General features: G+C 61.8%; 19 protein-coding genes. 9 read left to right on the forward strand and 10 right to left on the reverse strand.

What is annotated here, in order from left to right; translation table 11 throughout:
- Positions 1-77: 77 nt before the first annotated feature.
- Complete coding sequence (locus ACLBKR_RS11480) at positions 78-770, forward strand: winged helix-turn-helix transcriptional regulator (RefSeq protein WP_112831049.1); 693 nt, start codon at positions 78-80, stop codon at positions 768-770.
- A gap of 100 nt (positions 771-870) precedes the next feature.
- Here the strand turns inward: ACLBKR_RS11480 and ACLBKR_RS11485 are convergent, their stop codons facing one another.
- From ACLBKR_RS11485 to ACLBKR_RS11495, 3 genes are all read right to left on the reverse strand, one after another.
- Positions 871-3,438: an FAD-dependent oxidoreductase gene (locus ACLBKR_RS11485; RefSeq protein ID WP_113448874.1), complete on the reverse strand. Its 2,568-nt coding sequence runs from the start codon at positions 3,436-3,438 to the stop codon at positions 871-873.
- Positions 3,439-3,782: 344 nt separating this feature from the next.
- Positions 3,783-4,259, reverse strand: coding sequence for an avidin/streptavidin family protein (locus tag ACLBKR_RS11490; protein ID WP_113442753.1), 477 nt, complete (start codon positions 4,257-4,259; stop codon positions 3,783-3,785).
- Between the two features lie 118 nt (positions 4,260-4,377).
- Entirely contained in the window at positions 4,378-5,841 is a 1,464-nt protein-coding gene (locus ACLBKR_RS11495) for a protein adenylyltransferase SelO (protein WP_414899329.1), read from the reverse strand.
- Positions 5,842-6,141: 300 nt separating this feature from the next.
- Here ACLBKR_RS11495 and ACLBKR_RS11500 point away from each other — a divergent pair, with 300 nt between their 5' ends.
- Together ACLBKR_RS11500 and ACLBKR_RS11505 are read left to right on the forward strand one after the other, a co-directional pair.
- On the forward strand, positions 6,142-6,639 hold the full coding sequence (locus tag ACLBKR_RS11500) for a hypothetical protein (protein WP_113487346.1): 498 nt from the start codon (positions 6,142-6,144) through the stop codon (positions 6,637-6,639).
- A 265-nt stretch (positions 6,640-6,904) separates the two neighbouring features.
- Complete coding sequence (locus ACLBKR_RS11505; protein WP_112831055.1) at positions 6,905-7,477, forward strand: HupE/UreJ family protein; 573 nt, start codon at positions 6,905-6,907, stop codon at positions 7,475-7,477.
- A gap of 169 nt (positions 7,478-7,646) precedes the next feature.
- Here ACLBKR_RS11505 and queF read toward each other — a convergent pair whose 3' ends face one another.
- Both queF and ACLBKR_RS11515 read right to left on the reverse strand, forming a co-directional pair.
- Positions 7,647-8,111: a preQ(1) synthase gene (queF, locus tag ACLBKR_RS11510; RefSeq protein ID WP_113487344.1), complete on the reverse strand. Its 465-nt coding sequence runs from the start codon at positions 8,109-8,111 to the stop codon at positions 7,647-7,649.
- Positions 8,108-9,025: a cation diffusion facilitator family transporter gene (locus ACLBKR_RS11515; RefSeq protein ID WP_113487342.1), complete on the reverse strand. Its 918-nt coding sequence runs from the start codon at positions 9,023-9,025 to the stop codon at positions 8,108-8,110. The genes queF and ACLBKR_RS11515 overlap by 4 nt, the downstream gene beginning before the upstream one ends.
- 316 nt (positions 9,026-9,341) lie before the next feature.
- Between ACLBKR_RS11515 and ACLBKR_RS11520 the strand changes: the two genes are divergently transcribed.
- Complete coding sequence (locus ACLBKR_RS11520) at positions 9,342-9,908, forward strand: dual specificity protein phosphatase family protein (protein ID WP_414899330.1); 567 nt, start codon at positions 9,342-9,344, stop codon at positions 9,906-9,908.
- Positions 9,909-9,987: 79 nt separating this feature from the next.
- Here the strand turns inward: ACLBKR_RS11520 and ACLBKR_RS11525 are convergent, their stop codons facing one another.
- Positions 9,988-12,177 carry an anthranilate synthase gene (locus ACLBKR_RS11525; RefSeq protein ID WP_112831058.1) on the reverse strand — a complete coding sequence of 730 codons (2,190 nt, stop codon included), beginning with the start codon at positions 12,175-12,177 and terminating at the stop codon, positions 9,988-9,990.
- 656 nt (positions 12,178-12,833) lie between these two features.
- Between ACLBKR_RS11525 and ACLBKR_RS11530 the strand changes: the two genes are divergently transcribed.
- The gene (locus tag ACLBKR_RS11530) at positions 12,834-13,361 is read left to right on the forward strand and encodes an extensin family protein (RefSeq protein ID WP_414899331.1); all 528 of its coding nucleotides are present in this window, start codon (positions 12,834-12,836) and stop codon (positions 13,359-13,361) included.
- Positions 13,362-13,421: 60 nt separating this feature from the next.
- Here ACLBKR_RS11530 and ACLBKR_RS11535 read toward each other — a convergent pair whose 3' ends face one another.
- Both ACLBKR_RS11535 and ACLBKR_RS11540 read right to left on the reverse strand, forming a co-directional pair.
- Positions 13,422-15,605, reverse strand: a complete 2,184-nt coding sequence (locus ACLBKR_RS11535) for a TonB-dependent hemoglobin/transferrin/lactoferrin family receptor (RefSeq protein ID WP_112831060.1) — start codon at positions 15,603-15,605, stop codon at positions 13,422-13,424.
- Between the two features lie 277 nt (positions 15,606-15,882).
- A complete protein-coding gene (locus ACLBKR_RS11540; protein ID WP_414899332.1) occupies positions 15,883-17,562 on the reverse strand; it encodes a formate--tetrahydrofolate ligase in 1,680 nt (559 codons plus the stop codon).
- A gap of 212 nt (positions 17,563-17,774) precedes the next feature.
- On the opposite strand from ACLBKR_RS11540, the gene ACLBKR_RS11545 reads away from it, so the two are divergent.
- The gene (locus tag ACLBKR_RS11545; protein ID WP_112831062.1) at positions 17,775-18,290 is read left to right on the forward strand and encodes a TIGR00645 family protein; all 516 of its coding nucleotides are present in this window, start codon (positions 17,775-17,777) and stop codon (positions 18,288-18,290) included.
- Positions 18,291-18,316: 26 nt separating this feature from the next.
- On the opposite strand, the gene ACLBKR_RS11550 is transcribed toward ACLBKR_RS11545, so the two are convergent.
- Entirely contained in the window at positions 18,317-19,312 is a 996-nt protein-coding gene (locus tag ACLBKR_RS11550) for a hypothetical protein (RefSeq protein WP_113438634.1), read from the reverse strand.
- 101 nt (positions 19,313-19,413) lie between these two features.
- Complete coding sequence (putA, locus tag ACLBKR_RS11555; RefSeq protein WP_414899333.1) at positions 19,414-22,533, reverse strand: bifunctional proline dehydrogenase/L-glutamate gamma-semialdehyde dehydrogenase PutA; 3,120 nt, start codon at positions 22,531-22,533, stop codon at positions 19,414-19,416.
- A gap of 110 nt (positions 22,534-22,643) precedes the next feature.
- Between putA and ACLBKR_RS11560 the strand changes: the two genes are divergently transcribed.
- The 3 genes from ACLBKR_RS11560 (at position 22,644) to ACLBKR_RS11570 (ending at position 24,494) form a co-directional block, all read left to right on the forward strand.
- Positions 22,644-23,105 (forward strand): Lrp/AsnC ligand binding domain-containing protein, encoded by a 462-nt coding sequence (locus tag ACLBKR_RS11560; RefSeq protein ID WP_112831065.1) that lies wholly within the window; start codon positions 22,644-22,646, stop codon positions 23,103-23,105.
- 158 nt (positions 23,106-23,263) lie between these two features.
- Positions 23,264-23,986: a helix-turn-helix transcriptional regulator gene (locus ACLBKR_RS11565; protein WP_113339213.1), complete on the forward strand. Its 723-nt coding sequence runs from the start codon at positions 23,264-23,266 to the stop codon at positions 23,984-23,986.
- 46 nt (positions 23,987-24,032) lie between these two features.
- Positions 24,033-24,494, forward strand: coding sequence for a PAS domain-containing protein (locus tag ACLBKR_RS11570; protein ID WP_113339214.1), 462 nt, complete (start codon positions 24,033-24,035; stop codon positions 24,492-24,494).
- The last annotated feature ends 5 nt before the right edge of the window (positions 24,495-24,499 follow it).

Consider the following 24,499-nt stretch of genomic DNA (forward strand, 5'->3'; position numbering starts at 1 on the left):
CATGAAAGCGCGGATGATTGGCAGCCGCGGCGTTTTTGACTATTGTGACCGATGGCACAGCCACAGGAGGATCCCACATGCAGGACTATGGTGGGTATGGGCAGTTCTGCCCGGTGTCGATGGCGTCGGAAATTCTCTGCTCCCGCTGGACAACGCTTGTCGTCCGCGAGCTTCTGTGCGGCTCAACGCGCTTCAACGAGCTGCGCAAGGGCGTGCCGAAAATGTCCCCGACCCTGCTCTCCAAGCGCCTGAAGGAGTTGGAACAGGCCGGCGTCATCGTGATCGACCGCCTGCAGAACGGCACCACCGAATACCGCCTCTCGGCATCGGGCGAGGAACTGCGCCCCCTCATCATGGGGCTCGGCATATGGGCGCAGCGATGGATCGAATCCCGGCTCTCGCTGAAGAACCTCGACCCCTCGCTTTTGATGTGGGACATGCGCCGCAATCTGGACCTCAGCCACCTGCCCCGCCGGCGCTGTACGATACAGTTTCTGTACCCGGAACTTTCAGCCACCCAGAAAAGCTGGTGGCTGCTGATCGACAACGGCACGACCGACGTCTGCAACTTCGACCCGGGCTACGAACTCGACCTGCTCGTGAAAAGCTCTCTTCGCTCCATGACAGCCATCTGGATGGGCCTGACCACCGTTCGCCGGGAAACCGAAAACGGCGCCCTCAGCGTGGAAGGCGATCCGACGCTCGCCCGCAACATGCAGGACTGGCTCGGCCTCAGCAAATTCGCCCCCGTCGCGCGGATGGTGCAGTAGGTTCGCCATACTCGTCCTCCCGTAAGATGAGAAAACCCGCCGGCCTTGCAGCCGACGGGTTTTCAACTCGTTGCCGGTTTTACAACCCTGCCGTTAAACCTCAGCTCCGCGGCTTCAGGTTTTCGGGGTCGTAGAGCGGCTTGTAGCCGACGGCAACGACTTCGACCGGGTAGGTCTCGCAGAAATATTCGACATTCAGCTTGCGGCCGACCTGGCAATATTCCTGCGGCAGGTAGGCGAGCGCGATGTTCTTGCCGATGGTCGGGCCGTAGGCGACCGAGGTCGTGTAGGAGATACGGCCCAAGCTGTCGACCAGCGTCTTGCCCGTTGCCGGATCGATGACCGGCATTGCTCCGACCGGATAACGCTTCACGCCGTTGGCATCGGTGTTTTCCGTCATCACCAGCGTGCAGAGCATGGCCGGCTGCTGTTCGCGGGCCTTGTACTCCAGATGCTTGGCCTTGCCGCGGAAATCGGCTTCCTTGACCTTCGGACGGGCGAGATCGGCTTCGATCAGGTTGTACTGGGTCGTGAGGTCCGCGTTCTGCAGGCGCAGGCTCTTTTCCATGCGGCGGGAGTTCGCATAGGTCTCGACGCCGACGGCCATCGCGCCGGTGGCGCGCAGCGCATCCCAGACGGCAAGGCCGTCCTCGTACTTCATGTGCAGTTCCCAGCCCTGCTCGCCGACATAGGAAATGCGGAAGGCAGTCACCGTCTTGCCGGCGATCTCGATCGGCTTGATCGCGGCGAATGCGAAATTCTCGACATCGAGGCCAGCCGGATCGGCAACCACCTTCTTCAGCGTTTCACGCGCATTCGGGCCCCATATGCCGATGGTCGTGTATTTCTCCGACACATCGGTAACGGTGACGTCGAAGCCCCTGTCCTCGGCGACGCGCTTTACATAATGGAAATCGCGCGGGCCGGCGTCGGCGCCGTCGATGACACGGCAGCGATCGGCCATGCGGATGACGGTAAGGTCGGCGCGGACATTGCCCTCGTCGTCGAGGAAATGGGTGTAGATACCCTTGCCGATATTGGCGTCACCGCCGATCTTCGCGGCGCAGAGCCACTCCATCAGTTCCACATGATCCGGTCCCTCGACGTCGAACATGTAGAAATGCGAGAGGTTGATGATGCCGACATCCTCGCTCATGGCGAGATGTTCGGCGTTCGAAACGCGCCAGAAGTGACGGTTGTCCCACTCCGCCTCGCGCACCGGCACCTTGTCGCCGTACTTCTCCAGGAGATGCTCGTTGGCTTTGTAGCCATGGGCGCGTTCCCAGCCGCCGAGCTCCATGAAATAGCCGCCAAGCTCGACTTCGCGCTCATAGAAGGGCGAGCGTTTGATGTTGCGGCCGGTGGCATAGGGTTCGCGCGGGTGAACGGCGGGGAAATAGATCTTGCAGGCGGCCTCGGAGCAACGGCCGAGGATGAAGTCTTCCTGCATCTGGTGCGGATAGAACCGGGCGAAATCGATCGAGGAATGGTCGACTTCCGTGCGCCCGTCGGTGATCCAGTCTGCCAGCAGCTTGCCGTAGCCCGGAGCGTCCTTGACCCAGATGCCGACGCAGTACCAGAGGCCGCGCACCTTCTGGCTCTCGCCGCAGGATGCACCGCCGGCGGCCGATACCTGCAGCAGGCCGTTGAACGAGTGGCTTTCATTGTAGCCGAGTTCGCCGAGGATCGGCGTAAGCTCGATCGCCCGCTCTAGGCCTTCCATCAGGCCGTCGGCCTCGAGATCGAGGTCGCGCTGCGAGGGCGACAGGCGCGCCTGCTCCTTTTCGAGCAAATCGCGCGGATGGCACATGCGCGGATTTTCGGGGTTGTAGTAGCCCCATTCGAGTTGGCCGCCCTCGGTGGTCTTCGGGTCGCCGGTGTCGCGCATATAGGCGGAGTTGCCCTGGTCGCGCAGCAGCGGATAGCCGATCTCCTTGCCGGTGCCCTCGAACTCGTTGAAGGGACCGAAGAAGGTGAGCGCGTGGTCGACCGGCATAACCGGCAGGTCTTCGCCCACCATGCCCGCAATCAGGCGGCCCCACAGGCCGGCGCAGACGATGACGTGATCCGCCATGATCGTGCCGCGATGGGTGACGACGCCCTTGACGCGGCCGTTCTCGACGATCAGCGATTTTGCCGGCGTATTGCCGAACATCTGCAGCTTGCCGGATTTCTCGGCGGCGTCGACCAGCTTGCCGGCAACCGTCTGCGAACGCGGAATGACGAGGCCTGCGTCCGGGTCCCAGAGACCGCCCGCGACCACCTCTTCCTCGACGAGCGGGAACTTCTCCTTGACTTCCTTGGCGCTAATCAGGCTGGCGCGCGTGCCGAAGGCCTTGCCGGAGGTCACCTTGCGCTTGACTTCCTCCATCCATGTGTCGTCGCCGGCGCGAACGACTTCTATGCCGCCGATGCGGGCGTAGTGACCCATCTTCTCGTAGAATTCGAGCGAGTAAAGCGAGGTCCAGACCGACAGGAAGTCATGGCTGGTCATGAAACAGAAGTCGGAGGCATGCGCCGTCGAACCGATATCGGTCGGAATGCCCGACTTGTCGATGCCGACGATGTCGTCCCAGCCGCGTTCGATAAGGTGATGCGCGACGGAGGCGCCCACGATACCGCCCAGCCCGATGATGACGACTTTAGCCTTTGTCGGAAACTCTGCCATAGGAACAAACCCTGATTGATGATTTGCGCCGATCTTAGGGTTTCCGGAAGCGTCATCGCGTCCTTAATGCGACATTCTACAAATACCGTACGACCAGTTTCCGACGCCCAATCGGTCAAGTTGCGGCAGAGAAGCCCACCCGGCTGTCGGAAGATCGATGGACCTCTGGAAGAAGGGGTATCGAACGCCTGTTGCCGCGAGCCTCCTAGCGTCTTTTTCGCCGTATGATCCGCAGGAGTTGAAACCGGCGGATCAAGGAATTGCCGAAGCGGGATGCGGAGCGGAGGATGGTATTGCATCCCCTGCTCCGGTCCTGCATCTCCCCGGCCAGCCGGATCGGCGGATTATTTCATTAGAAATGATGCCGTGTTCTTTGCCGGCACATATGTGAACAGATCCTTGCCCTGCTCGATCGCAGGTCCGCCGCCTCCCTGGTAGGCAAGATTCCATTGGGTGACGATCTCGATAGTCGAACCGCTGGCTTGCGCATAGCCGGCCCAGCCCGTCACCGAGTTGCAGTTCTCCGTGCCGTTGTCCCAGGCCACCGCAAACGCAATGAAGTTGCCGTTCACCCGACCGCTAATCGGATAGGGCGAGTTCTGGCACCCCGTACCGGACGCACGATTGATGTATTGCCCGCTGACCTGATCATTGCTGTCTACAGTGATCGTCATGGTCGAACCGGACTGGTTCTGCCATGTCGTCGAAGTCGAAACCAGGCTTGAAAAGTCCTTGAACGACGTCGCATCGAATTCTGAAAAGGCAAGAGCCGCTGTCGATAGAGACAGGATCACCCCCGCGGCGAAGACTATGGATTTCATGGCAATGCCCTCCTCTGGCATCACCACATTAGCACGCACCCGAAATTAATACGCCTTTAAATTGCAGGGGTGGCACAGCTTCAGGTGTCGAAATCCTTCGTCCTGAATACGGCGATCTTCAGGTTCCGCAGAACGTCCGCATCACCTTCTCGGCGGGCATCGGCGGCAGGGCGTAATCCGCATGGGCGGGGTCCTCCGTATAAGGTCGCTCCAGAGCCGCGAGCATCTGTTCGAAGGGCCCGAAATCGCCCGCAAGACCAGCGGCGATTACGTCCTCGATGCGGTGATTGCGCGGAATGACGGCGGGATTGACGGCGTCCATCGAAGCCTGCCGTTCCGCCGGCGTCAGCCGCCCGCCATGACGTTTCCGCCAGCGTTCGAGCCAGTCCCCCACACCCCAGCGCTCCTTGAACTGCGCGAGCAGCACCTCGTCGTCCGCGCCGCCGGCGACCTTGCCGAGAGCGCGGAAAGTCAGCGTGAAGTCCGCCTCCCCTTCATGCATCAGGGCGAGAAGACCGTTCACCAGCTCGACGTCGCCCTCTACGTTGCCGGCAATGCCGATCTTCCGGCGGAAAAGACCGATCCAGTGCTCCTGGAAGATGCGGCCGAACTCGACCAGCGCCGCGTTCGCCGACTCGATGCTCTCTTCCTCCCGCGCGGAAAAGAGCGGCAGCAGCGCCTCGGCGAAACGCGCGAGGTTCCACTGCGCGATGCCGGGCTGGTTGGCATAGGCATAGCGGCCACGCTGGTCGATGGAGGAGAAGACTTTACGCGGATCGTATTCGTCGAGAAAGGCGCAGGGGCCGAAATCGATCGTCTCGCCGGAAACGGCCATGTTGTCGGTGTTCATCACCCCGTGGATAAAGCCGACGGAAAGCCAGCGCGCCACGAGTTCCGCCTGCCGCCCCGCGACGGCCGTCAGCAGCGCCAGATAGCGGTTGTCGTCATCCTCCGCGATCTCCGGATAATGCCGGGCGATCACATGGTCGGCCAGCACGCGAAGGCCGTCCGTATCGCCGCGGACGGCGAAGAACTGGAAGGTGCCGATGCGGATATGGCTTGCCGCCACCCGTGTCAGGACGGCGCCGGGAAGCAGGGTCTCGCGCACCACCGGCTCGCCGGTCAGAACCGCCGCAAGCGCCCGTGTGGTCGGAATGCCGAGCGCATGCATGGCCTCGGAAACGATGTATTCCCTAAGCACAGGGCCGAGTGCCGCCCGCCCGTCGCCATTGCGGGAAAAGGGTGTTGCGCCGGCTCCCTTGAGCTGGACGTCGCGGCGCATGCCGTTGCGGTCCACCACCTCGCCGATCAGGATCGCCCGCCCGTCGCCGAGCTGCGGCACGAAGTTGCCGAACTGATGGCCGGCATAGGCCATGGCGAGCGACGCCGCACCATCCGGCAGGTCGTTGCCGGAAAAAACCTCGGCAAGCCGCGCATCGTCGACGCCGGAAAAATCGAGCCCGAGCTCTTCGGCAAGCGCCTCGTTGAAGCGGATCAGGCGGGGCGCCCTGACGGTAGCGGGCCTGACGGGTCGAAAGAAACGCTCCGGCAGCCGCTGGTAGCTGTTGTCGAATGCGAACACGTCCCATCTCCTCCGTTCATCAGGTCGAACATCTGCACCACTTCTCCAATATGGGGCGGGTATTTCAACGAGCAAGCAGAAACCGACCCGCCACGCTCGCGAACGTCCAAAAGACGCTATGCACGGCCAAATCTGGGTGCATAGGCGGGAAGCTATTGTATCGCGGATTTCGGGATATTTAACGTGGCGCCCATTCGGCGTCGCGCCCTCGTCCTGCAATGGCGATGGTGAACGCATCGTCCTGTTCGCGCCGGATCGCGAACCTGCCAACACACTGCCGATTGAGAGGGGTAATCAGACATGAGACTTCGCCTTACCGCGGCTGCTGCCGTCGCCATCGTTCTTTCCGGCTGCACCACCACGGAAGAGGCCAACACCGTGATCCAGTCCCGCTGGATCGGCCAGCCGGTCGAGGTCTTCTTCACCCAGTACGGTCCACCGGTCTCCGAGTTTCCGATGGCAAGCGGCAACGTGCTCTACACCTGGCGCGGCGGCGACAAGACCCGCTACATCCCACCGACCTATTCCACTCCGACGCCCGCCCAGACGACGACCCGCACCGAGACCAGGGAAACAAAACCCGGCGTCACCGTCACCAAGACGACCACCACCGGCATCTATCAGCCGCAGCCGCAGATGATCGCACCGCCGCGTTACGAAGAATTGTTCTGCGAATTGCAGATCACCGCCGACCCCTCCCAGCATATCGTTGCAATCCGCGCCTCGAACGACACGGATGGCGAAGGCCTGAGCTTCTCCCGCTGCGCCGAGGTGCTCAACGCCCATCCGCAGCGCTGAAGCATCGCCAGGAGCTACTTCAAAAGTCAGACAAGGAAGCCCCGCCCAAGATAGGGCTTTCTCGTTCCACTTGATGATATCCCGGCTGCGACCTTGCCTTGCCGCGATCCCGCCAGCACCCGCCTGCGCCGCGCGGCATTGTGCGCTGCAGGTCTTTTGTCATGGACAGCCACAAAACCCTTACGCTAGTCTGCCGCATGACATATAGACGAAGGCCGGCGCGACTGATTTCCGGGCGCCGTGTCGACCAAAAAGAGGGACAACCATGTTCAAACGCCTTTCACTGACCGCTGCCATTTTTGCCGCTGCCGCTGCACCGGCCTTCGCCCATCTCAATCCCGAAGAGCACGGCTCCTTCATGGCCGGCGTCTCCCATCCGCTGTTCGGCGCCGATCATATCCTGGCTATGGTCGCAGTCGGTCTCTGGGCCTCGCAGATCGGCGGCCGCGCGCTGATCGCCGTTCCCGCAGCCTTCGTCGGCACCATGGCGCTCGGCTTCGCACTTGCCGTTGGCGGCATCGGCCTGCCCTTCGTCGAGCCGGCAATCCTCGCTTCCGTCATCGGTCTTGGCCTGCTGGTCGCTTCCGCCGTCCGCCTGCCGGTTGCTGTCTGCGCCGCCATCGTCGGCCTCTTCGCCCTGTTCCACGGCCACGCCCATGGCGGCGAGCTCGGCTCGGCCGGCGCCCTGCAATTCGGCCTCGGCTTCGTGATCTCGACTGCCCTGCTGCACGCAGCCGGCGTCGGCCTCGGCATCGCGCTTTCGCGCCTCGGCCCGCTGGTTACCCGCCTTCTCGGCGTTGCCACCGTCTTCGGCGGCGCGGCCATCGCTTTCGGTTGATCCGAATTCATCCCCACATGCAAACGGCGGCTCCCCGAGCCGCCGTTTTTGTTCGTCCTGGGGTCAGGGAAGCAGGCGGGGACCGGAATCAATGTCTTCGCTCCCGCCTCCAGACCGTTGAAACGAATGGCCTTTCACGACAAGCCATCCTTCAAGCAATAGCTGAGCCTCAGCCGCGTCCGCGATAGGTCGCGACACCCTGCTCCGGCAGCCACACACCTTCCGGTGCGGCACCCGTCTGCCAGAAGACGTCGATCGGAATGCCGCCGCGCGGATACCAGTAGGCTCCGATCCTCAGCCACTTGGGATCGAGCAGTTCGACGATGCGCTTGGCGATATAGATCGAGCAATCCTCGTGGAACGCCCCGTGATTGCGGAAGGAGAACAGGAAAAGCTTCAGCGACTTGGATTCCACCAGCCACTCGCCCGGAATGTAGTCGATCACGATATGGGCGAAATCCGGCTGCCCGGTCATCGGGCAAAGCGAGGTGAATTCCGGCGCGGTGAAACGCACGACGTAATCGGTACCGGCATTGCCGTTCGGCACCCGCTCCAGCACAGCGGCCTCGGGGCTGGTCGGCGCCTCGACATTGCTTCCGAGCTGCGACAGCCCGCTGACATCGGTCTTGCTCATGGGTTCTGCTCCTGAACTTTGACGCCGACCCCGTGGGGCATTTCGTTTTCGGGTTCGACGTGAATGGTGACGCGTGCGCCCGGTAGCGCATTATGGATGGCCATTTCAAGCCGGTCACAGATCACATGGGCTTCGCGAACGGTCATCTTGGCCGGCACCACCAGATCGAAGGCGACGAAGGTCACGGCCCCGCCCCTGCGCGTGCGCAGGTAATGCGCGCCGAGGGAACCTGCTGAGTTTGCAGCGATCGCCTGCTTGATCGCCTCTTCCTCCGCTGGCTCCACCGCCTTGTCCATCAGGCCGTCGACCGAGTGGGAAATCACCTTCCAGCCCTGGAAGATGATGTTGATCGCCACCAGAATGGCAAGCGCCGGGTCGAGGATCGCGTAGCCGGTGAGAAGCGCCAGCACCAGCCCGATGAGCACGCCGACAGAGGTCACGACGTCGGAAAAGATATGATGACCATCGGCAGAAAGCGCCGGCGAGCGATGCGATTTCCCGATGCGGATGAGGGTCATGGCCCAGATGCCGTTGATTAGGCCGGCGCCCGCATTGATCGCAAGACCGAGAACCGGCGCTTCCGGCATGGCCGGGGCCGCCAGATGGCCGACCGCTTCGTTGACGATCAGCAACGCCGCCACGACGATCAGCACGCCTTCCAGAACCGCCGAAATGTATTCCGCCTTGTGATGCCCGTAGGGATGATCGGCATCGGCCGGCTTTTGTGCATAGCGGATGACGAAATACGCGATGAAGGCCGCGACCACGTTGACGGTGGATTCCAGCCCGTCGGAAAGGAGAGCCACGGACCCGGTCACATACCAGGCCAGCAGTTTCAGCCCCATGACGCCGAACGACAGCGGAATACCCCAGAAGGCCAGCCGCTGGACGAATCCATTCTTTTCGGCGGACATCCATCTCTCCTTTGCAGTTGCAAGCGATTAGCACAAAGGCATCGCCAAAACGACGAAACCGCCCGCGGCAAGCGCGGACGGTTCAGCACGTGCTCATTAGGACATCGGCCCATCCGGGTCAATCCATCGCCTTTCCCGACCGCGTATTGCGCCCTCAAACGCCTTGCGATACCGCTTTAAAGGCAAGGACCGGCGCAGGTCACAGAAACGCCGGGATGGATGGCTACCGGCTACCGGCTACCGGCTACCGGCTACCGGCTACCGGCTACCGGCTACCGATGGGATCGGTTCGAAACGCGGATCAGGACAAGGCGGAATGAAGCTTCTTGAATTTGCCCGCCGGCTGGGCATTGCTGCCGGTGCACTCGCTCTTGGCCTTGGCGCCTATCTCGGAGCGCTGCAGCTCACGGGTAATTTCCACGAGGTCATTGCCGGCAAACTCTACCGCTCCGCCCAGCTGCCGCCGGACAGGCTCGCCGCCTATATCGACCGTTACGGCATCAAGACGGTCATCAACCTGCGGGGCGAAAGCCCCCAGAGCGAATGGTATCGCCGCGAAGTGGAGACCATCCATGCCCACAATGCCGGGATCGTCGATTTCCACATGTCGGCGAGACGCATGCTGACGGTCGACCAAAGCCGGGAGTTGATAGCCCTGATGCGCAATGCGGAAGGCCCGATCCTCATCCATTGCAGCGCCGGCGCCGACCGTACCGGCCTCGCCTCGGTCATGTATCTGCAGCAGATTGCCGGCGTCGATGAAGAAACGGCGGAGTGGCAGCTTTCGCCGCTCTACGGCCATCTGAACCTGCCCTTCCTCTCCGTCTATGCCATGGACGACACATGGGAGACCTTCGAGAAGGCAATCGGTCTCGATAGCTGAGGGCGGGCAAATGTCCGCAAGCCTCTGGCGCATGACGGAGGCCGGAACCCCGGCCTCCGCAATCCAGGCATGAACGGCCTCAGGCAGCCTTTTCCTTCGCCCGCCGTGCGAGATGCGCGACCACGTTCTCGATCATCCGCATGCCGGCGTCGCCGCCGAGCGTCATGATCGATTCCGGGTGGAACTGTACGGCGGCGATCGGCTCCTTGGTGTGTTCGATACCCATGATCGTCCCGTCCTCGCTCTCGGCGGTAATCATGAAGTCGCGGTTGAGCGTCGCAGGATCGGCGAAGATCGAGTGGTAACGACCGACGGTCACCTCCTTGGCGAGCCCGGAGAAGACGATGCCCGGCTCCAGAACCCGGATGCGCGACGGCTTGCCGTGCATCGGCACAGCGAGATGGCGAAGCTCTCCGCCATAGGCTTCCGCAAGCGCCTGCAGACCAAGGCAGACGCCGAAGATCGGCAGGTTACGAGCCCGCGCCTTCTTGATCGTCGCCTTGCAGTCGAAATCCTTCGGATTGCCGGGCCCTGGCGACAAAACGACGAGATCCGGGTTCATCCGGTCGAACACCTCCTCCGGCACCGGCGTACGCACCGTGGAAACGGTCGCCCCCGTCTGGCGGAAGTAGTTGGCGAGCGTGTGCACGAAGGAGTCTTCGTGGTCGACGAGCAGGATGTTGACGCCCTGCCCGACCTTGGCGACGCCGCGCTTGGCCTTGGCGTCGTTGCCGGCCTTGGCGTCGCGGATCGCCGCGATCATGGCGGATGCCTTGAGTTCGGTCTCGGCCTCTTCTTCATGCGGATCGCTGTCGTTCAGAAGCGTAGCACCGGCGCGCACTTCGGCGATGCCGTCCTTGATGCGCACGGTGCGCAACGTCAGGCCCGTATTCATGTCGCCATTGAAGCCGACCATGCCGATCGCGCCGCCATACCAGGCGCGCGGGCTCTTCTCATGGGCCTCGATGAAGCGCATCGCCCAGAGCTTCGGCGCGCCGGTGACGGTCACCGCCCAGGCATGCGACAGGAAGCCGTCGAAAGCATCCATGCCATCACGCAGACGACCCTCGATGTGGTCGACCGTGTGGATCAGCCGCGAATACATCTCGATCTGCCGGCGGCCGATCACCTTGACCGAACCCGGCTCGCAGACGCGGCTCTTGTCGTTGCGGTCGACATCCGAGCACATGGTGAGTTCGGACTCGTCCTTCTTGGAGTTCAGCAGCTTGAGGATCTGCTCGGAATCCGCGATCGGGTCGTCGCCGCGCTTGATGGTGCCCGAAATCGGGCAGGTCTCGATGCGCCGGCCGGACACGCGCACGAACATCTCCGGCGAAGCGCCGACCAGATATTCCTGGTTTCCGAGGTTGATGAAGAAGGAATAGGGCGACGGATTGATTTCCTTCAGCCGCTTGGAAATTTCGGAAGGCTTGCTGTCGCAGCGTTCCATGAATTTCTGCCCCGGCACGACTTCGAACAGGTCGCCGCGCCGGAAGCTCTCCTTGGCCTTGACGACGAGTTCGGCATATTCGCCGGGCCGGTGATCGCCGCGCGGCGGGATGGTGTCGGTATGCTGGAAAGGCTCGGCCGGAATTTCCGCAGACTTGCCGGCCGTCGTCAGACCGCCCTTTTCGAAGTCGTAGTGGTCGATCCAGGCCTTGGCCGAATAGTGGTCGACGACGAGAATCTCGTCGGGAAGGAAGAGCACCATGTCGCGCTGGTCTTCCGGACGTTCCAGCGAAAGCTTGATCGCGTCGAACTGGAAGGCGAGATCGTAGCCGAAGGCGCCGAACAGGCCGATGGAGGAATCCGCATCCGAATAGAAGAGATCGACGACCGCACGCAGCGCCGTGAACACGGTCGGGATCTTGGAACGCTCTTCCTCGGTGAAGACGCGGTCGGGTTCGTTGACCGCGAGGTCGAGCCGCCGGGTGGTGCGCTCGCCGAGCGTCAAATCCTTCACCGTCTTCAGCTTGTCGGCGATGAAGGTCAGGAGAACCTCGCCGCGCTCGTTATAGGCCTCGATCCACATCTTGCGGCCGAAGCAGGAAATGCCGAGCGGCGGATCGACGATGGCGGTGTCCCAGCGGGTGTAGCGGCCGGGATATTCGTAGTTTGACGAGAACACGGCCCCACGGCGGGAGTCGAGCCTATCTATATAGCTGCCGATGGCATCCGCATAAGGCGTTGCTCGCCGCTGCCGGGCTACCCGGATCCCCCCGCGGGTATCGTAGATTTCCCCGCCATCATCCCGAATGATCGTCGCCATGCTTCTGCTTCTCCGTTTTCAAGGCCCGGTTCGAGGCGCCTGAATACAAAAAAGCCGCCTCAGGTTTTCCGGGCGGCTTTGGGGTCACTTGTCTTTGGACATGACTGGTCAAGGCCGCGTTAGCGTGCCCACCACCAGTTACCGATGTTCAAAGGCTTCGTCATGGCGAAACTCATACCGTCATGCCGCGGCAAGTGCAAGAGCCTCCCCCGTCGAAAGCCCTGCGAACGTTGGAGAAAATCAATGCCTGGAAACTTCCCGCCTCCCTAGCCGTTATCTCCTGCCGCAACACAGGAGACGGCTTATTGCGAAACACGACCCTGCTGCTCTGCCTCTTGCTGTCAACCGCACCCGGCGTAACGCTTGCGGATAACGTGCCGATACCGGAACCGCGTCCCGAACGGTCAACCCCGACGCCGCCTGTTCCCGAGGAAAAACCCGCGGTCCCCCCAGCGGAAGAAAAGAAGAAGAACCCGGCAGGAAAATCCGCCGAAGCACCACCGGAAACCGCACCCCCGACGCCGTCGGAGCCACCGTCCGCGCCACCGCAATCGCCTCCGGCACCCGCCCCGGTGCCGGCTCCAGCTCCGGCACCCACGCCTCCACCGCCCGTGAAGGCGGAAGATCCCACAGCCTTCGAGGCGTGCACGAAGGAATTGTCGACCCTTGGCGTTGCGTTCAGGCCCCTCCCCCGCATCGACGAGGGCGACGGATGCGGCATCGATCGGCCGATTGCTGTGACCGCCCTCTCACGATCGGTGAAGCTCGAACCTGAAGCAACGCTCCGCTGCGATACCGCTCTTGAACTCGCCCGCATGACGCGCGACATGCTGGAGCCGGCAGCCCGGCTTGCCATGCCGGAGAAGGGGCGTCTCACGGCTGTCCATCACGCCTCGGCCTATGTCTGCCGCAATCGAAACGGCGCGGACGACGGCAAGATCTCCGAACATGCCCGCGGCAACGCCATCGACCTGTCGTCGCTCGAGTTCGAAAAGGGCATCGTGCCGATGAGCATCGCCAGGCCGGAGGCATCCGACCTGCCCGCCGCCTTCCAGCGCAGCCTGAACGCTTTCGCCTGCCTCTATTTCCGGACCGTCCTTTCCCCGGGAAGCGACGCCGCCCACCAGGACCACCTGCATCTCGACATTCTCGAACGCAACGGCGGCTTCCGTTATTGCCGCTAGCGCAAACGAAAGACGGCGCCGAAGCGGCGCCGTCCTGAGGACTTGTATTCCAGCTCCCGCTCAGAACCTCTGGGTGAGCGAAAGCTTGAAGTAGCGGCCGGCCTCCGAATAGAGTTCGGAAGCGTTGGCGATGTCCTTGACCTCGAGCGCATCGAAATACGTCTTGTCGAAGACGTTGTAGACGCCGGCCTGAACGCGCAGGCCTTTCACCTGTTCCGGTTCCCACCAGCCCGTGAGGTTCACGATGCCGTATCCGGCCGGCTTGGTGCTGGCGGTGGAGCTGTCCCTGACCGCCGCCGAGGCGATGAGGGTGGCATCCGCGCCCCAGCTTTCCGTTTCATAACCCACGCCGAGGATCGCCTTGAGCGGCGCGACCGAGCCCAGGATCTCGTCGGTATCGAGGTCCTCGCCATAGGCATAAGCAAGCGAGCCATGCATGCTGAAGCCGTTGGCGAACTTCTTCTGGCCACGCGCTTCGACACCCGAAATGCGGACATTGGCGCGGTTGAAGAATTCGAAGCTGCCGAGCCGGTAGCCGGCAAGCGCCACGGTTTCGGTGTCGATGAAGTCCTTGTATCGGGTGGTGAACGCCGTGATGCGGCCGCCGAAATCCTCGTCGCCGAGATTGGCGCCGACTTCGAAGCCGTAGCTGCTTTCAGCCTCGAGATCGGGATTGCCGACCTGACGATAGAGCGGCGCGTTGTCGTAATTGGAATAGAGTTGCGACACGTTCGGCGCCTTGAAGCCGGTGGCGAACTGCGCGAACAGTTCGACATCCGGACGCACTTGCCAGCCGGCTCGAAGTTTCGGCGAAAGCGCCCAGTCGGACTGGCCGTCCGGCAAGCCGGCATAGCCGCTGTTGTTCTCGTAGCCGGGCGTCTCCTGCGGGTCGTAGTCGTACCAGTCGAAGCGCAGGCCGGGCGTCAGCGAGAAGCCGCTGGAGCCGATCTCGATCCGGTCCTCGGCATAGAGGCCGATCTTCTTCGAGTCTGTTTCCGGCATATCGGCCTGATTGTTGTGGAAGAAGGCGCAGCTCGAGACATAGGTGACGTCGCAGCTATCCTCCCCGGCAGCGAACTGCGTGGTCGTCGCGAAGTTCAGATCGGTTCCCACCGTCAGCTTGTGCTGCAAGGCGCCAGTGGCGAAATCGCTGTAGATATAGCCCGCAAAGCCGAAGGCCTCTTCCTCATTGGTGCTGATGCGGCTGTAATCGCCGATCGGCGCCGTGTTGCGATAGCCGTCGGTTCCTTCCTCCCGCTCGGCCTTTTGCCAGTAGAGCGTGGCGAAGGCGGAATCGATCAGGCTGTCCTCGGCAATGGCATCGTAGCGATAGTCGAGCGAGACGCGATTGCGGGTCAGGTCGGAGATTTCATCGTAATTGTCGCGGGCATAGGTGCTGCCCTGCTCGCTTCGCAGATTGGTGGTCGAATCGAACTCGTAGTGTTCCGCGGTAATACCGATCTGGTGACCGCCCTCGATATCCCGCCGGATCTTGAAGAGCACGTTCTTCTTGTCGTAATCCTCCGGGTCCGCCTCGGTGCGGGTGGAACCGTAGCCGCCGACATCGCCGCCGGTGTCTGTCTCGTGGCCCTTCTTGTAGCTGCCCTGCAACAGGACGGAGGTGTCGTCGATCTTCTTGGTGACCGCGACCGATCCGCCGAACGACTGGTCGGAGCTGTCATAGGTCGTCTTGGCGATGCCGCCGTAATCCTTGCCTTCGCCGATCAGGTCTTCCGGCTCCAGCGTGCGCAACAGCACGGCGCCGCCAAGCGCACCCGAACCGGCTCGGCTGGAATCCGCACCCCGCAGGATGTCGATGCTCGAAAGCGACGAGAAATCGTAGCTGTTCGCGCCGCCGAAGGAACCGCGCACCAGATCCGAGAGATAGGGGATCGGAATGCCGTCGATGGTGGTCAGCACGCGGTCGTCTTCCAGGCCGCGAATATTGACGCTCTTCGTGGACTCGACAAAGGTGACACCCGGCTCCGTCGTGTTGCCGAGGTCGTCGAGATCCTCGATTTCCTTCTTGGCGATATCGTCCTTGGTCGTCTGCGTGGCAAGCGGCGTGTCGGCGACGGACCCCTTGGCGACGCGCTTGCCCTTCACGAGGATGGTCTCAAGCTGGGTTTCGCCCGTCTCTGTCGGCGCAGTGTTGCTGTCCTGGGCATGGGCTGAAAATCCGGGAGAAACGGCGACGAGCGCCGAGCAGGCAAGAAGAAGCGGTCTGAAATGCCGATAGACCATGAAATATACGTCCTTTCATCGGCAAAGCCCTTCCATCCCCCGAAACGCAGAGCGTGCGGGGCCAAGCCGATCGAGTTGATGTCAAAATCCGGGCGAGCGGCGGTTACCCGCCTCAATATCGCCACGTATAAAACATGACGTTTAGAGTCAACAAAACAAAGATGATTATTTTAATCATGATTTCGTGAGCGGTCGAAGCCGTGCAAAACGGCAACACTTCCGCAGTGGAAAACCCTTTCTTGCCGGGGCTTTGCAAGTCTTCCGCGCAGAAGCGGCGTCAGAACAAGCCTTCGATGTAGCCCTGCTCGTTGAGATAGATCCGTTCGGAAGACGGCGATTTCGGCAGGCCCGGCATGGTCATGATCTCCCCGGTAATCACGACAATAAAGCCGGCGCCGGCGGAGAGCCGGACTTCGCGCACGTGAACCATATGTCCCTCGGGCGCGCCGCGCAGATTGGGGTCCGTCGAGAAGGAATATTGCGTCTTGGCGATACAGACCGGCAGATTGCCGTAACCCTGCTCCTCCCAGGTTGCAAGCTGGTCGCGCACCGCCTTGTCCGCCGTCACCTCGGCAGCATGATAGATCTTCGAGGCGACCGTCTCGATCTTCTCCATCAGCGGCATGCCATCGGGATAAAGCGGCCTGAATGCCGCCTGGCCGGAATCGGCGAGTTCAACCACCCTGTGCGCCAATTCCTCGATACCGGCCGAACCGTCCGCCCAGTGACGGCAGACGATGGCGTCGACGCCGAGCCGGGATACATATTCCCTGACCGCTGCGATCTCGGCCTCCGTATCGGAAACGAAGTGGTTGATGGCGACCACCACCGGCACGCCGAAGCGCCGCACATTGGCGACGTGACGCCCGAGATTGGCGCAGCCGCGCGTCACCGCCTCGACGTTCTCTTCGCCGAGGTCCTCCTTGCGCACGCCGCCGTTCATCTTGAGCGCACGCACGGTTGCGACGATGACCGCCGCCGCAGGTTTCAGGCCGGCCTTGCGGCACTTGATGTCGAAGAATTTCTCTGCCCCGAGATCGGCGCCGAAACCCGCCTCGGTCACCACATAGTCGGCAAGCTTCAGCGCGGTCTTCGTGGCCATCACCGAGTTGCATCCATGGGCGATATTGGCAAAGGGCCCGCCATGCACGAAGGCCGGATTGTTTTCGAGCGTCTGAACGAGGTTCGGCTGCATGGCGTCCTTGAGCAGCACCGCCATCGCGCCGTCCGCCTTGATGTCGCGCGCGAACACCGGGCTCCTGTCGCGCCGGTAGCCGATGATGATATCGCCGAGCCGACGTTCAAGGTCTTCGAGATCGGCTGCAAGGCATAGGATCGCCATGACTTCCGAGGCGACGGTGATGTCGAAGCCGGTCTCGCGCGGATAGCCGTTCGCCGCGCCGCCGAGCGAACAGACGACCTCGCGCAACGCCCGATCGTTCATGTCCATCACCCGCCGCCAGCTCACCCGCCGGCTGTCGATACCCTGTTCGTTGCCCCAGTAGAGATGGTTGTCGATCAGTGCCGCGAGCAGATTATGGGCGGAGGTGATGGCATGGAAATCGCCGGTGAAATGCAGGTTGATGTCTTCCATCGGAACAACCTGCGCATAGCCGCCGCCGGCCGCCCCGCCCTTCACACCGAAACACGGGCCGAGCGACGGTTCGCGCAGGCAGATCAGCGCCTTTCGGCCGATCCGGTTCAGTCCGTCGCCGAGACCGACTGTCGTCGTCGTCTTGCCCTCGCCGGCCGGCGTCGGATTGATCGCGGTGACGAGGATGAGCTTGCCGTCAGGCCGGGCGGAAAGCGAGCGGATGAACTCGGCGGAAATCTTCGCCTTGTCATGCCCATAGGGCATGATCTGCTCCGAGGGTATGCCGAGCTTCTCGCCGATTGCCTGGATCGGCAGCTTCCGTGCCGCGCGCGCGATTTCGATATCGGATCTGACGTCACCCATAAAATGCTCCCATACCCCATGGCCTGTTTGCCGCGATTAAAGCGTGGAGATTGTCCGTAGACGAGGAGGGAAGAAAAAGAAATATTCGCCCCGGACGAAGCGGCAAGCGAACCTCCGTTAAGCCCGGCGGCGATTGTCCTCTTGCGATGCGGCAAGGCTCCGCTTATCTCTCGCCGCATGCCCGTCCCCCAAGACCATGGAGAACCCGCAGGATGAAGTCCCTGGAACTGCTCGTCGAAAAGATCATCCTCTCGAGCCGCTGGATTCTTGTCGCCTTCTATCTCGGCCTCGTCGCGGCCCTCGCTGTCTATGCTGTGTCCTTCGGCTACAAGTTCCTCAAGGTCGCGGGCAATGTCTTCGATTATGGCGATGCGGAGATGATCCTTGCCATGCTCGGCCTGATCGATGCCGCCCTGGTCGCCAGCCTGATCGTGATGGTGATGATTTCCGGCTACGAGAATTTCGTCAGCCGTTTCGACGAGACCGACGCGGAAGTATCCTTCCTCGGCAAGCTCGATGCCGGCAGCCTGAAGATCAAGGTCGCCTCTTCCATCGTCGCCATTTCCTCGATCCACCTGCTGCAGGTCTTCCTCAACGCCAATCAGTATACCGACGGCAAGATCATGTGGCTGACCTTCATGCACCTCACCTTCGTCGTCTCCGCCGTGATGCTCGGCTTCCTGGAAAAGCTGATGTCCAAGGGCAAGTACGAAGACAAGGGCTTGTAAGCGCCGGCCTCGATGATTCCAGACGGCTAGCCACCCTGCAGCTTGGCGGTCAGTTCCGCCGGGCTGCCGACCGCTGGAACCGGTTTCGCGACAGGGATCGGCGGCACGAATGGCAATGGCTCGTCCGGTGTCACCCCACAGCGCCCCGACTTCGACAGATCACCGAAGCACAACGCATCGATCGGCATTTCGTTCTTGGCAAGACCAGCCGTGATAAGTCCGAGCGGGATGGCTTCATCCGCATGAATCAAATATATGTCATCAGGCGATGCGCTTTCCACCAGATCGATCAGTTTGCGGTCCACTCCCATCTCTTTGAGATAGGCTGCGAGGTGTGCTGTGTTTCTCTTGCTGAGCTTGGTGGAGGTTTTCGTCCCAAGATATTTCCGCCCGATCTCCTTGCGCGAAATGACCTTCTTCTTGCCCTTCACCATCTTGTATTGGATGTCGTACTGAACTTCGTATTGCGTGGTGGTCGTTGTTACCTGGTGAACGCCGAGGGCGTCCCAGAGAGGCGCAAACTTCCGTACGCCCCCGGCAAGCATCATCGGACAGGCCGAAGCGCAGTAACCGCCGTCGACAAAGGACCTGCCAACCGGGACGCCGTCCTCCACCCTTGATGTCTTGCAACGCGGCACCAACGGTTCGATGCAACCCGTCAAACGGGTCGTGCCAACGGCCACATCCAGTTTGTTCTTGCGAATGAGGCGGCCCAGTGCATACGCAGCCTCCAGGTCACCCCCATTGGAGGTAAGTACGATGGGAAGCTTCTGCTTTCCCAGCGACTTCAGCAGCTTGCGCAGGCGCGCGGGCGTCTCCGCCTCGATATCGCCCTCGGCGGAAATCCATCGGGGACATCGTTCCGAACACCCCGCCTGCATGACGACGATGAAATCCATCGGAACGCGCTCGGCAGCGCTCGCACGGCCGACCGCCATGGGCTCCAGCAAGAACGACAGCAAAAAGGAAATGACAATAGAAAGCAGCAGGCAAAAGGAAAAAGCGGAAAAACAAGAGCTCACGACAGACGTTCCGATTGTATCCGGGGCAGGATAACAATCGAGTCTGGAAAACGGCAAGAGGCATTCTCCAGCCTCTTGCCGTGTTTTTCCGGCCTTTCCGATCAGCCCTCGCCGATAGCGATCAGGCTGGCATTGCCACCGGCTGCGGCCGTGTTGATGGAAACCACCTGTTCCAGCGCAAAACGCATCAGATAGGCGGGGCCGCCGGCCTTGAAACCGGTGCCGGAGAGGCCGGAACCGCCGAAAGGCTGGGTTCCCACCACCGCACCGATCATGTTGCGGTTGATATAGACATTGCCGGTGTCGAGCGCATCGGTGACGGTGCGGATCGTCGCCTCGATGCGGCTGTGTACGCCGAGCGTCAGGCCATAGCCGGTCGCGGCGACCGCATCGATCACCTTGGGCAGATCCTTCGCCTTCCAGCGCACCACATGCAGCACGGGCCCGAAGACTTCCCTGGTCAGCGCCTCGGGCTTGTCGAGTTCGATGATGTGCGGGGCAAAGAAGTTGCCGGAATTCGGCACCTGACCGGAATAGCGGACCTTCTGCGTCTTGCGCATGTCTTCGACATGGCCCCTCAGCATCGCGGTCTGCTTCTCGTCGATGATCGGGCCGACATCCGTGGTGGTCAGCGCCGGATCGCCGAGATTGAGTTCGCGCGCCGCGCCCTCGATCATCTCCAGCATGCCGTCGGCGATATCCTCCTGGAGATAGAGGATGCGCAGCGCCGAGCAGCGTTGGCCGGCGGACCGGAAGGCCGACATCACGACGTCGTCAGCCACCTGTTCGGCAAGTGCCGTGGCGTCGACGATCATCGCGTTGATACCGCCGGTTTCGGCGATCAGAGGCACGATCGGACCGTTCTTGGCAGCAAGCGTCCGGTTGATCGCCTGCGCCGTTCCGGTCGAACCGGTGAATGCCAGGCCGGCAAGCTGCGGATGCGCGGAAATGGCCGCACCGACATCGGGACCACCGGGCAGGAACATCAGCACGTCGGCCGGAACGCCGGCCTTGTGGAAGAGCTTCACCGCCTCGTAGGCAATGAGCGGGGTCTGCGGCGCAGGCTTGGCGACGACCGCATTGCCGGCCACAAGTGCCGCCGAGATCTGGCCGAGGAAGATCGCCAGCGGGAAGTTCCATGGAGAAATGCAGGCGAAGACGCCACGACCGCGCCAGAGCAGCCGGTTGCTCTCCCCCGTCGGGCCCGGCATCACCTCGGGCTCGGCAAACAGCGTGCGTGCCTGCTCGGCATAATAGCGGCAGAAATCGACCGCCTCGCGGATTTCGGCGATACCGTCATCCAGCGTCTTGCCGGCCTCGGCGGCCAGAAGCGCCAGCAGGCGGTCGCGGTTCTGCTCCAGAAGGTCGCCCATCTTGTCGAGGCAGGCGGCACGTGCTTCCACCGGCTGCCTGGACCACGACGCAAAACCCTTGCGACCCGCGACAAAGGCGCGTTCGACATCGGCAACGGCCGCGTTGCGCACGGTACCGACCTTCCGGCTACGATCCGATGGAGAAAGAATGTTGACGACTTCGGTCTGGCCGGTGGCTCCGGGCGCGAGCGGAACCGCCTCGACAGACTTGTTTTCCTTGGCCAGCCGCGCCATCAGCGCCTCAAGGCTATCGCGATGGCCGAACTCGAAGCCGGCGCTGTTGCGGCGTTTGCCATAGAGTTCTTTCGGCAACGGAATCTGGCTGTGGCGGGCGCTGATGCCCTGATCGAGCCCAAGCCGCTGCGCCGGCCGTTCGAGCAGCTTGGCAATCGGCACGTTCTTGTCGCCGGCAACTGCCACGAAGGACGAGTTGGCGCCGTTCTCCAGCAGGCGTCGCACCAGATAGGCCAGAAGATCGCGGTAACCGCCGACCGGCGCATAGATCCGGCAGGCGATGCGTTCGTTGCTGGACAGGAGGCTGTCATAGAGAGCCTCGCCCATGCCGTGCAGGCGCTGGAACTCGAAGCCGCTGCGGTCGGCGCCCGCAAGTTCGAGGATGGAGGAAACCGTCAGCGCATTGTGGGTGGCGAACTGCGGGAAGATCCGCGCCCGCTTGTCGAGCAGCTTGGATGCGCAGTTGAGGTAGGAGAGATCCGTCGCCGGCTTGCGCGTCCAGACCGGGTAGTCGTCGAGACCGCGCTCCTGCGCCCGCTTCACCTCGGTATCCCAGTAGGCGCCCTTGACGAGACGCACCATCATCCGCCGGTTATAGGTCTGGCAGAGGTTGTCGATATAGTCGATCACCTGAGGCGCGCGCTTCTGGTAGGCCTGGATGGCAAGCCCGAAGCCGTCCCAGCCGGCGAGCGAAGGATCGGAGAAGACGGCGGCGATCACATCGAGCGAAAGCTCCAGCCGGTCGGCCTCTTCCGCATCGACGGTGAAATTGAGCTGATGGGCCTTGGCCATCTGAGCAAGCTTCAGGAGATCAGGCACCAGTTCGCGCATCACCCGGTCGTGATGGGTGGCGAGATAGCGCGGATGCAGTGCGGAGAGCTTCACCGAAATGCCCATGCGATCCGGCAACTGCTTGTTCTTGCCGTGCTTGGCCATGAAGGCGCCGATCGACTCGATCGACGCCGCATAGGACTTGAAATAGCGCCTGGCATCCTCTGCCGTGCGGGCCCCCTCGCCCAGCATGTCGAAGGAATGGCGATAGCCCTTCTCCTCGCTCTTGGCGGCGCGGCTCAAGGCGTCCTTCATCGTCTCGCCGAGAACGAAATGATGGCCGAGGAAACGCATCGCCTGCTTGGTGGCGCTGCGGACGGTCGGGAGGCCGAGCCGTTTGACGAGACCGCGCACCACGCCCTCGGGCGTCTCGCCAGGACGGATGACGCGGGCGGAAAGTCCGAGCGCCCAGGCCGAAGCCGAGACGAACCAGCTGTCGCCATGCGCCTCATGCTCGCTCCAGCCACCTTCCTTCAGCTTATCCTCGATCAGCCTGTCCTGCGTCAGCGCATCGGGCACGCGTAGCAGCGCCTCGGCAAGCACCATCAAGGCGAGGCCTTCACGGGTGGAAAGGCCGTATTCCCGCAGGAAATCCTCGACACCGCCGATCGAACCGGAGTTCCCCCTTATCGCTTCGATGAAGCGCGTGGCGCGACGATCGATCGAGGCGTTCTGGCTGTCCGACAGCGAAAGCCGTGCGGCAAAGACCCTGACGAGGCTGTCGTCGTCGCCGGCAAAGGGTGCGTTGAACTGGGGAAAATCTGGCGTGGCATTCTTGAGCATCGTCACCTCCGTGTTATCGGCAACCTACAGAGAGATTAATAGCATTGCTCACTGATTTTTGGCATAAAGTCCGTGACTATCACCATGAAAGACGAAAAAGATAGAGATCGATGAAAGAACTTGACCGTCTCGACCGCAAGATCCTCCGCACGCTTCAGAAAGAGGGCCGGCTGACCAATATCGAACTCGCCGAGCGCGTCCACCTCTCCCCCACGGCGACGGCGGAGCGCGTCCGGCGACTGACACGCGACGGTTTCATCACCGGCTATATGGCGGTGCTCTCTCCGCAGAAGCTGGGACGCGGCCTGCTCGTCTTCATCGAGGTCAAGCTGGACCGCACCACGCCCGACATCTTCGACGCCTTCGCCGCCGCCGTCAAACGCTCCGACGACGTCATGGAATGCCATATGGTGGCAGGCGGTTTCGACTATCTGGTCAAGGCGCGCGTGGCCGGCATGGAGGCCTACCGTCAGTTTCTCTCGGAGGTTATCCTTCCACTTCCGGGCGTGCGGGAAACTCACACTTATGCGGTCATGGAAGAGGTAAAATCGGGCTCGTCCCTACCAATTTAAGTTTACAGCAACACTCTGATTTTGCCCAAGAAATTAACAGATCGCCAAGGCTGCTTGAAAATTGAACGGCGGAGCGAGAAAAAACGCTGGCTTTTCGCCGCAACTGATATATTTGTTAACGTTAACATAGCTGCCTTTCTCAACTTTCGATAGTCCCTATGATGATCGCGGAACGTCAGTCTCTCCTGAGCGACGAAATTTCGAATAGCCGGACACGTCCCGATTTCATGCGTAGCATGCTGCGCGTCGCACGGGAGTTCGGTCTCGATCATATATCCGTTATGGCGGCCCCCGGCCCGAACGATGTCGTTCTGGCGCCTTTCGTGCTCGAAAGCACGTTGCCTGCCCAGTTTGCCCGCGAATTCGACAGGAATTTCTTTCTCCGCGCCTGCCCGATCCTGCCGCGCCTCAACAAGTCGATCCTGCCCCAGACATGGTATCTGCGCGACAGCGAGTGCCCGAACGGCCGCGATTTCCCACCGGCCATGCGCGAGTTGATGGCGCGCTACGACCTGATGACCGGCTTGATGTTTCCGGTAACATCGATCGACGGCAACCGCTTCTTCCTGCGCTATGACGGCGACCGCGCTCGCCTCTCGCAGGTCGAGATGAACGAACTCAACATGATAAGCCTGCATGCCTTCGATGTCTTCGATCGCATGCGAAGGGCCGAAATGGTCAGTCCCGGCATACTCTCGGCCCGTGAACTCGAAGTGCTGCGCTGGACGGCGCAGGGCAAGACCTCCATCGAGATCGGCCAGATTCTTTCGCTTTCGGACCACACCGTGAATGCCTATATGACGAATGCCATCAAAAAGCTGGATTGCGTGAACAGGACCCAGTTGGTAGCAAAAGCCATCAGGTTGAAGCTCATCAACTAACGGCTGATTCGCGGAAAAGTCGCGGACGGCGATTGGAGGCGTCCTCGTGGATCCGCTGCGTTTCGACCAGTTTCAGCAAAGAGAATATCAGGACTGTACCAGCGTCGGCCTGACCGAACACGAAGTCGTGGAACTCGTCCAGGAGTTCCGCCTTTACGGCTTCTGGCGCATCGACCTGGACACGGGCATGTTCTACGCCACTCCCGATGTCTTCCGGATATTCGGCCTGACCGCCAATGACGGCAAGATCAATCTGGTCGAGTTCCGCACCCGCATCCATCCCGACGACCTGCCCATGCTGATGGAAAGCTTCGAGCGGACCTGCCGGCAGAAACAGAGCTATCACAATATCTACCGGGCACTCGGCGAAACGGGCAACTACAAGTTCGTGCGCACGGTCGGGAAGTTTCGCGAAAAGCCGGGCACGGCCGGCGAGATCGTCGGCATAACCTACGAGTTCTTCGAACGGCTGCGCACCGTCGCCTTTTCCGACGACGAGAAACCCTGAACTGG

This window comes from Paenirhizobium cremeum (assembly GCF_047553425.1).
Lineage (GTDB): Bacteria > Pseudomonadota > Alphaproteobacteria > Rhizobiales > Rhizobiaceae > Allorhizobium > Allorhizobium cremeum.

Coding starts and splice junctions, on each gene's coding strand:
- ACLBKR_RS11480 (WP_112831049.1), top strand. CDS start 78: ATGCAGGACTATGGTGGGTATGGGCAGTTCTGCCCGGTGTCGATGGCG.
- ACLBKR_RS11485 (WP_113448874.1), bottom strand. CDS start 3,438: ATGGCAGAGTTTCCGACAAAGGCTAAAGTCGTCATCATCGGGCTGGGC.
- ACLBKR_RS11490 (WP_113442753.1), bottom strand. CDS start 4,259: ATGAAATCCATAGTCTTCGCCGCGGGGGTGATCCTGTCTCTATCGACA.
- ACLBKR_RS11500 (WP_113487346.1), top strand. CDS start 6,142: ATGAGACTTCGCCTTACCGCGGCTGCTGCCGTCGCCATCGTTCTTTCC.
- ACLBKR_RS11505 (WP_112831055.1), top strand. CDS start 6,905: ATGTTCAAACGCCTTTCACTGACCGCTGCCATTTTTGCCGCTGCCGCT.
- queF (WP_113487344.1), bottom strand. CDS start 8,111: ATGAGCAAGACCGATGTCAGCGGGCTGTCGCAGCTCGGAAGCAATGTC.
- ACLBKR_RS11515 (WP_113487342.1), bottom strand. CDS start 9,025: ATGTCCGCCGAAAAGAATGGATTCGTCCAGCGGCTGGCCTTCTGGGGT.
- ACLBKR_RS11520 (WP_414899330.1), top strand. CDS start 9,342: ATGAAGCTTCTTGAATTTGCCCGCCGGCTGGGCATTGCTGCCGGTGCA.
- ACLBKR_RS11525 (WP_112831058.1), bottom strand. CDS start 12,177: ATGGCGACGATCATTCGGGATGATGGCGGGGAAATCTACGATACCCGC.
- ACLBKR_RS11535 (WP_112831060.1), bottom strand. CDS start 15,605: ATGGTCTATCGGCATTTCAGACCGCTTCTTCTTGCCTGCTCGGCGCTC.
- ACLBKR_RS11540 (WP_414899332.1), bottom strand. CDS start 17,562: ATGGGTGACGTCAGATCCGATATCGAAATCGCGCGCGCGGCACGGAAG.
- ACLBKR_RS11545 (WP_112831062.1), top strand. CDS start 17,775: ATGAAGTCCCTGGAACTGCTCGTCGAAAAGATCATCCTCTCGAGCCGC.
- putA (WP_414899333.1), bottom strand. CDS start 22,533: ATGCTCAAGAATGCCACGCCAGATTTTCCCCAGTTCAACGCACCCTTT.
- ACLBKR_RS11560 (WP_112831065.1), top strand. CDS start 22,644: ATGAAAGAACTTGACCGTCTCGACCGCAAGATCCTCCGCACGCTTCAG.
- ACLBKR_RS11565 (WP_113339213.1), top strand. CDS start 23,264: ATGATGATCGCGGAACGTCAGTCTCTCCTGAGCGACGAAATTTCGAAT.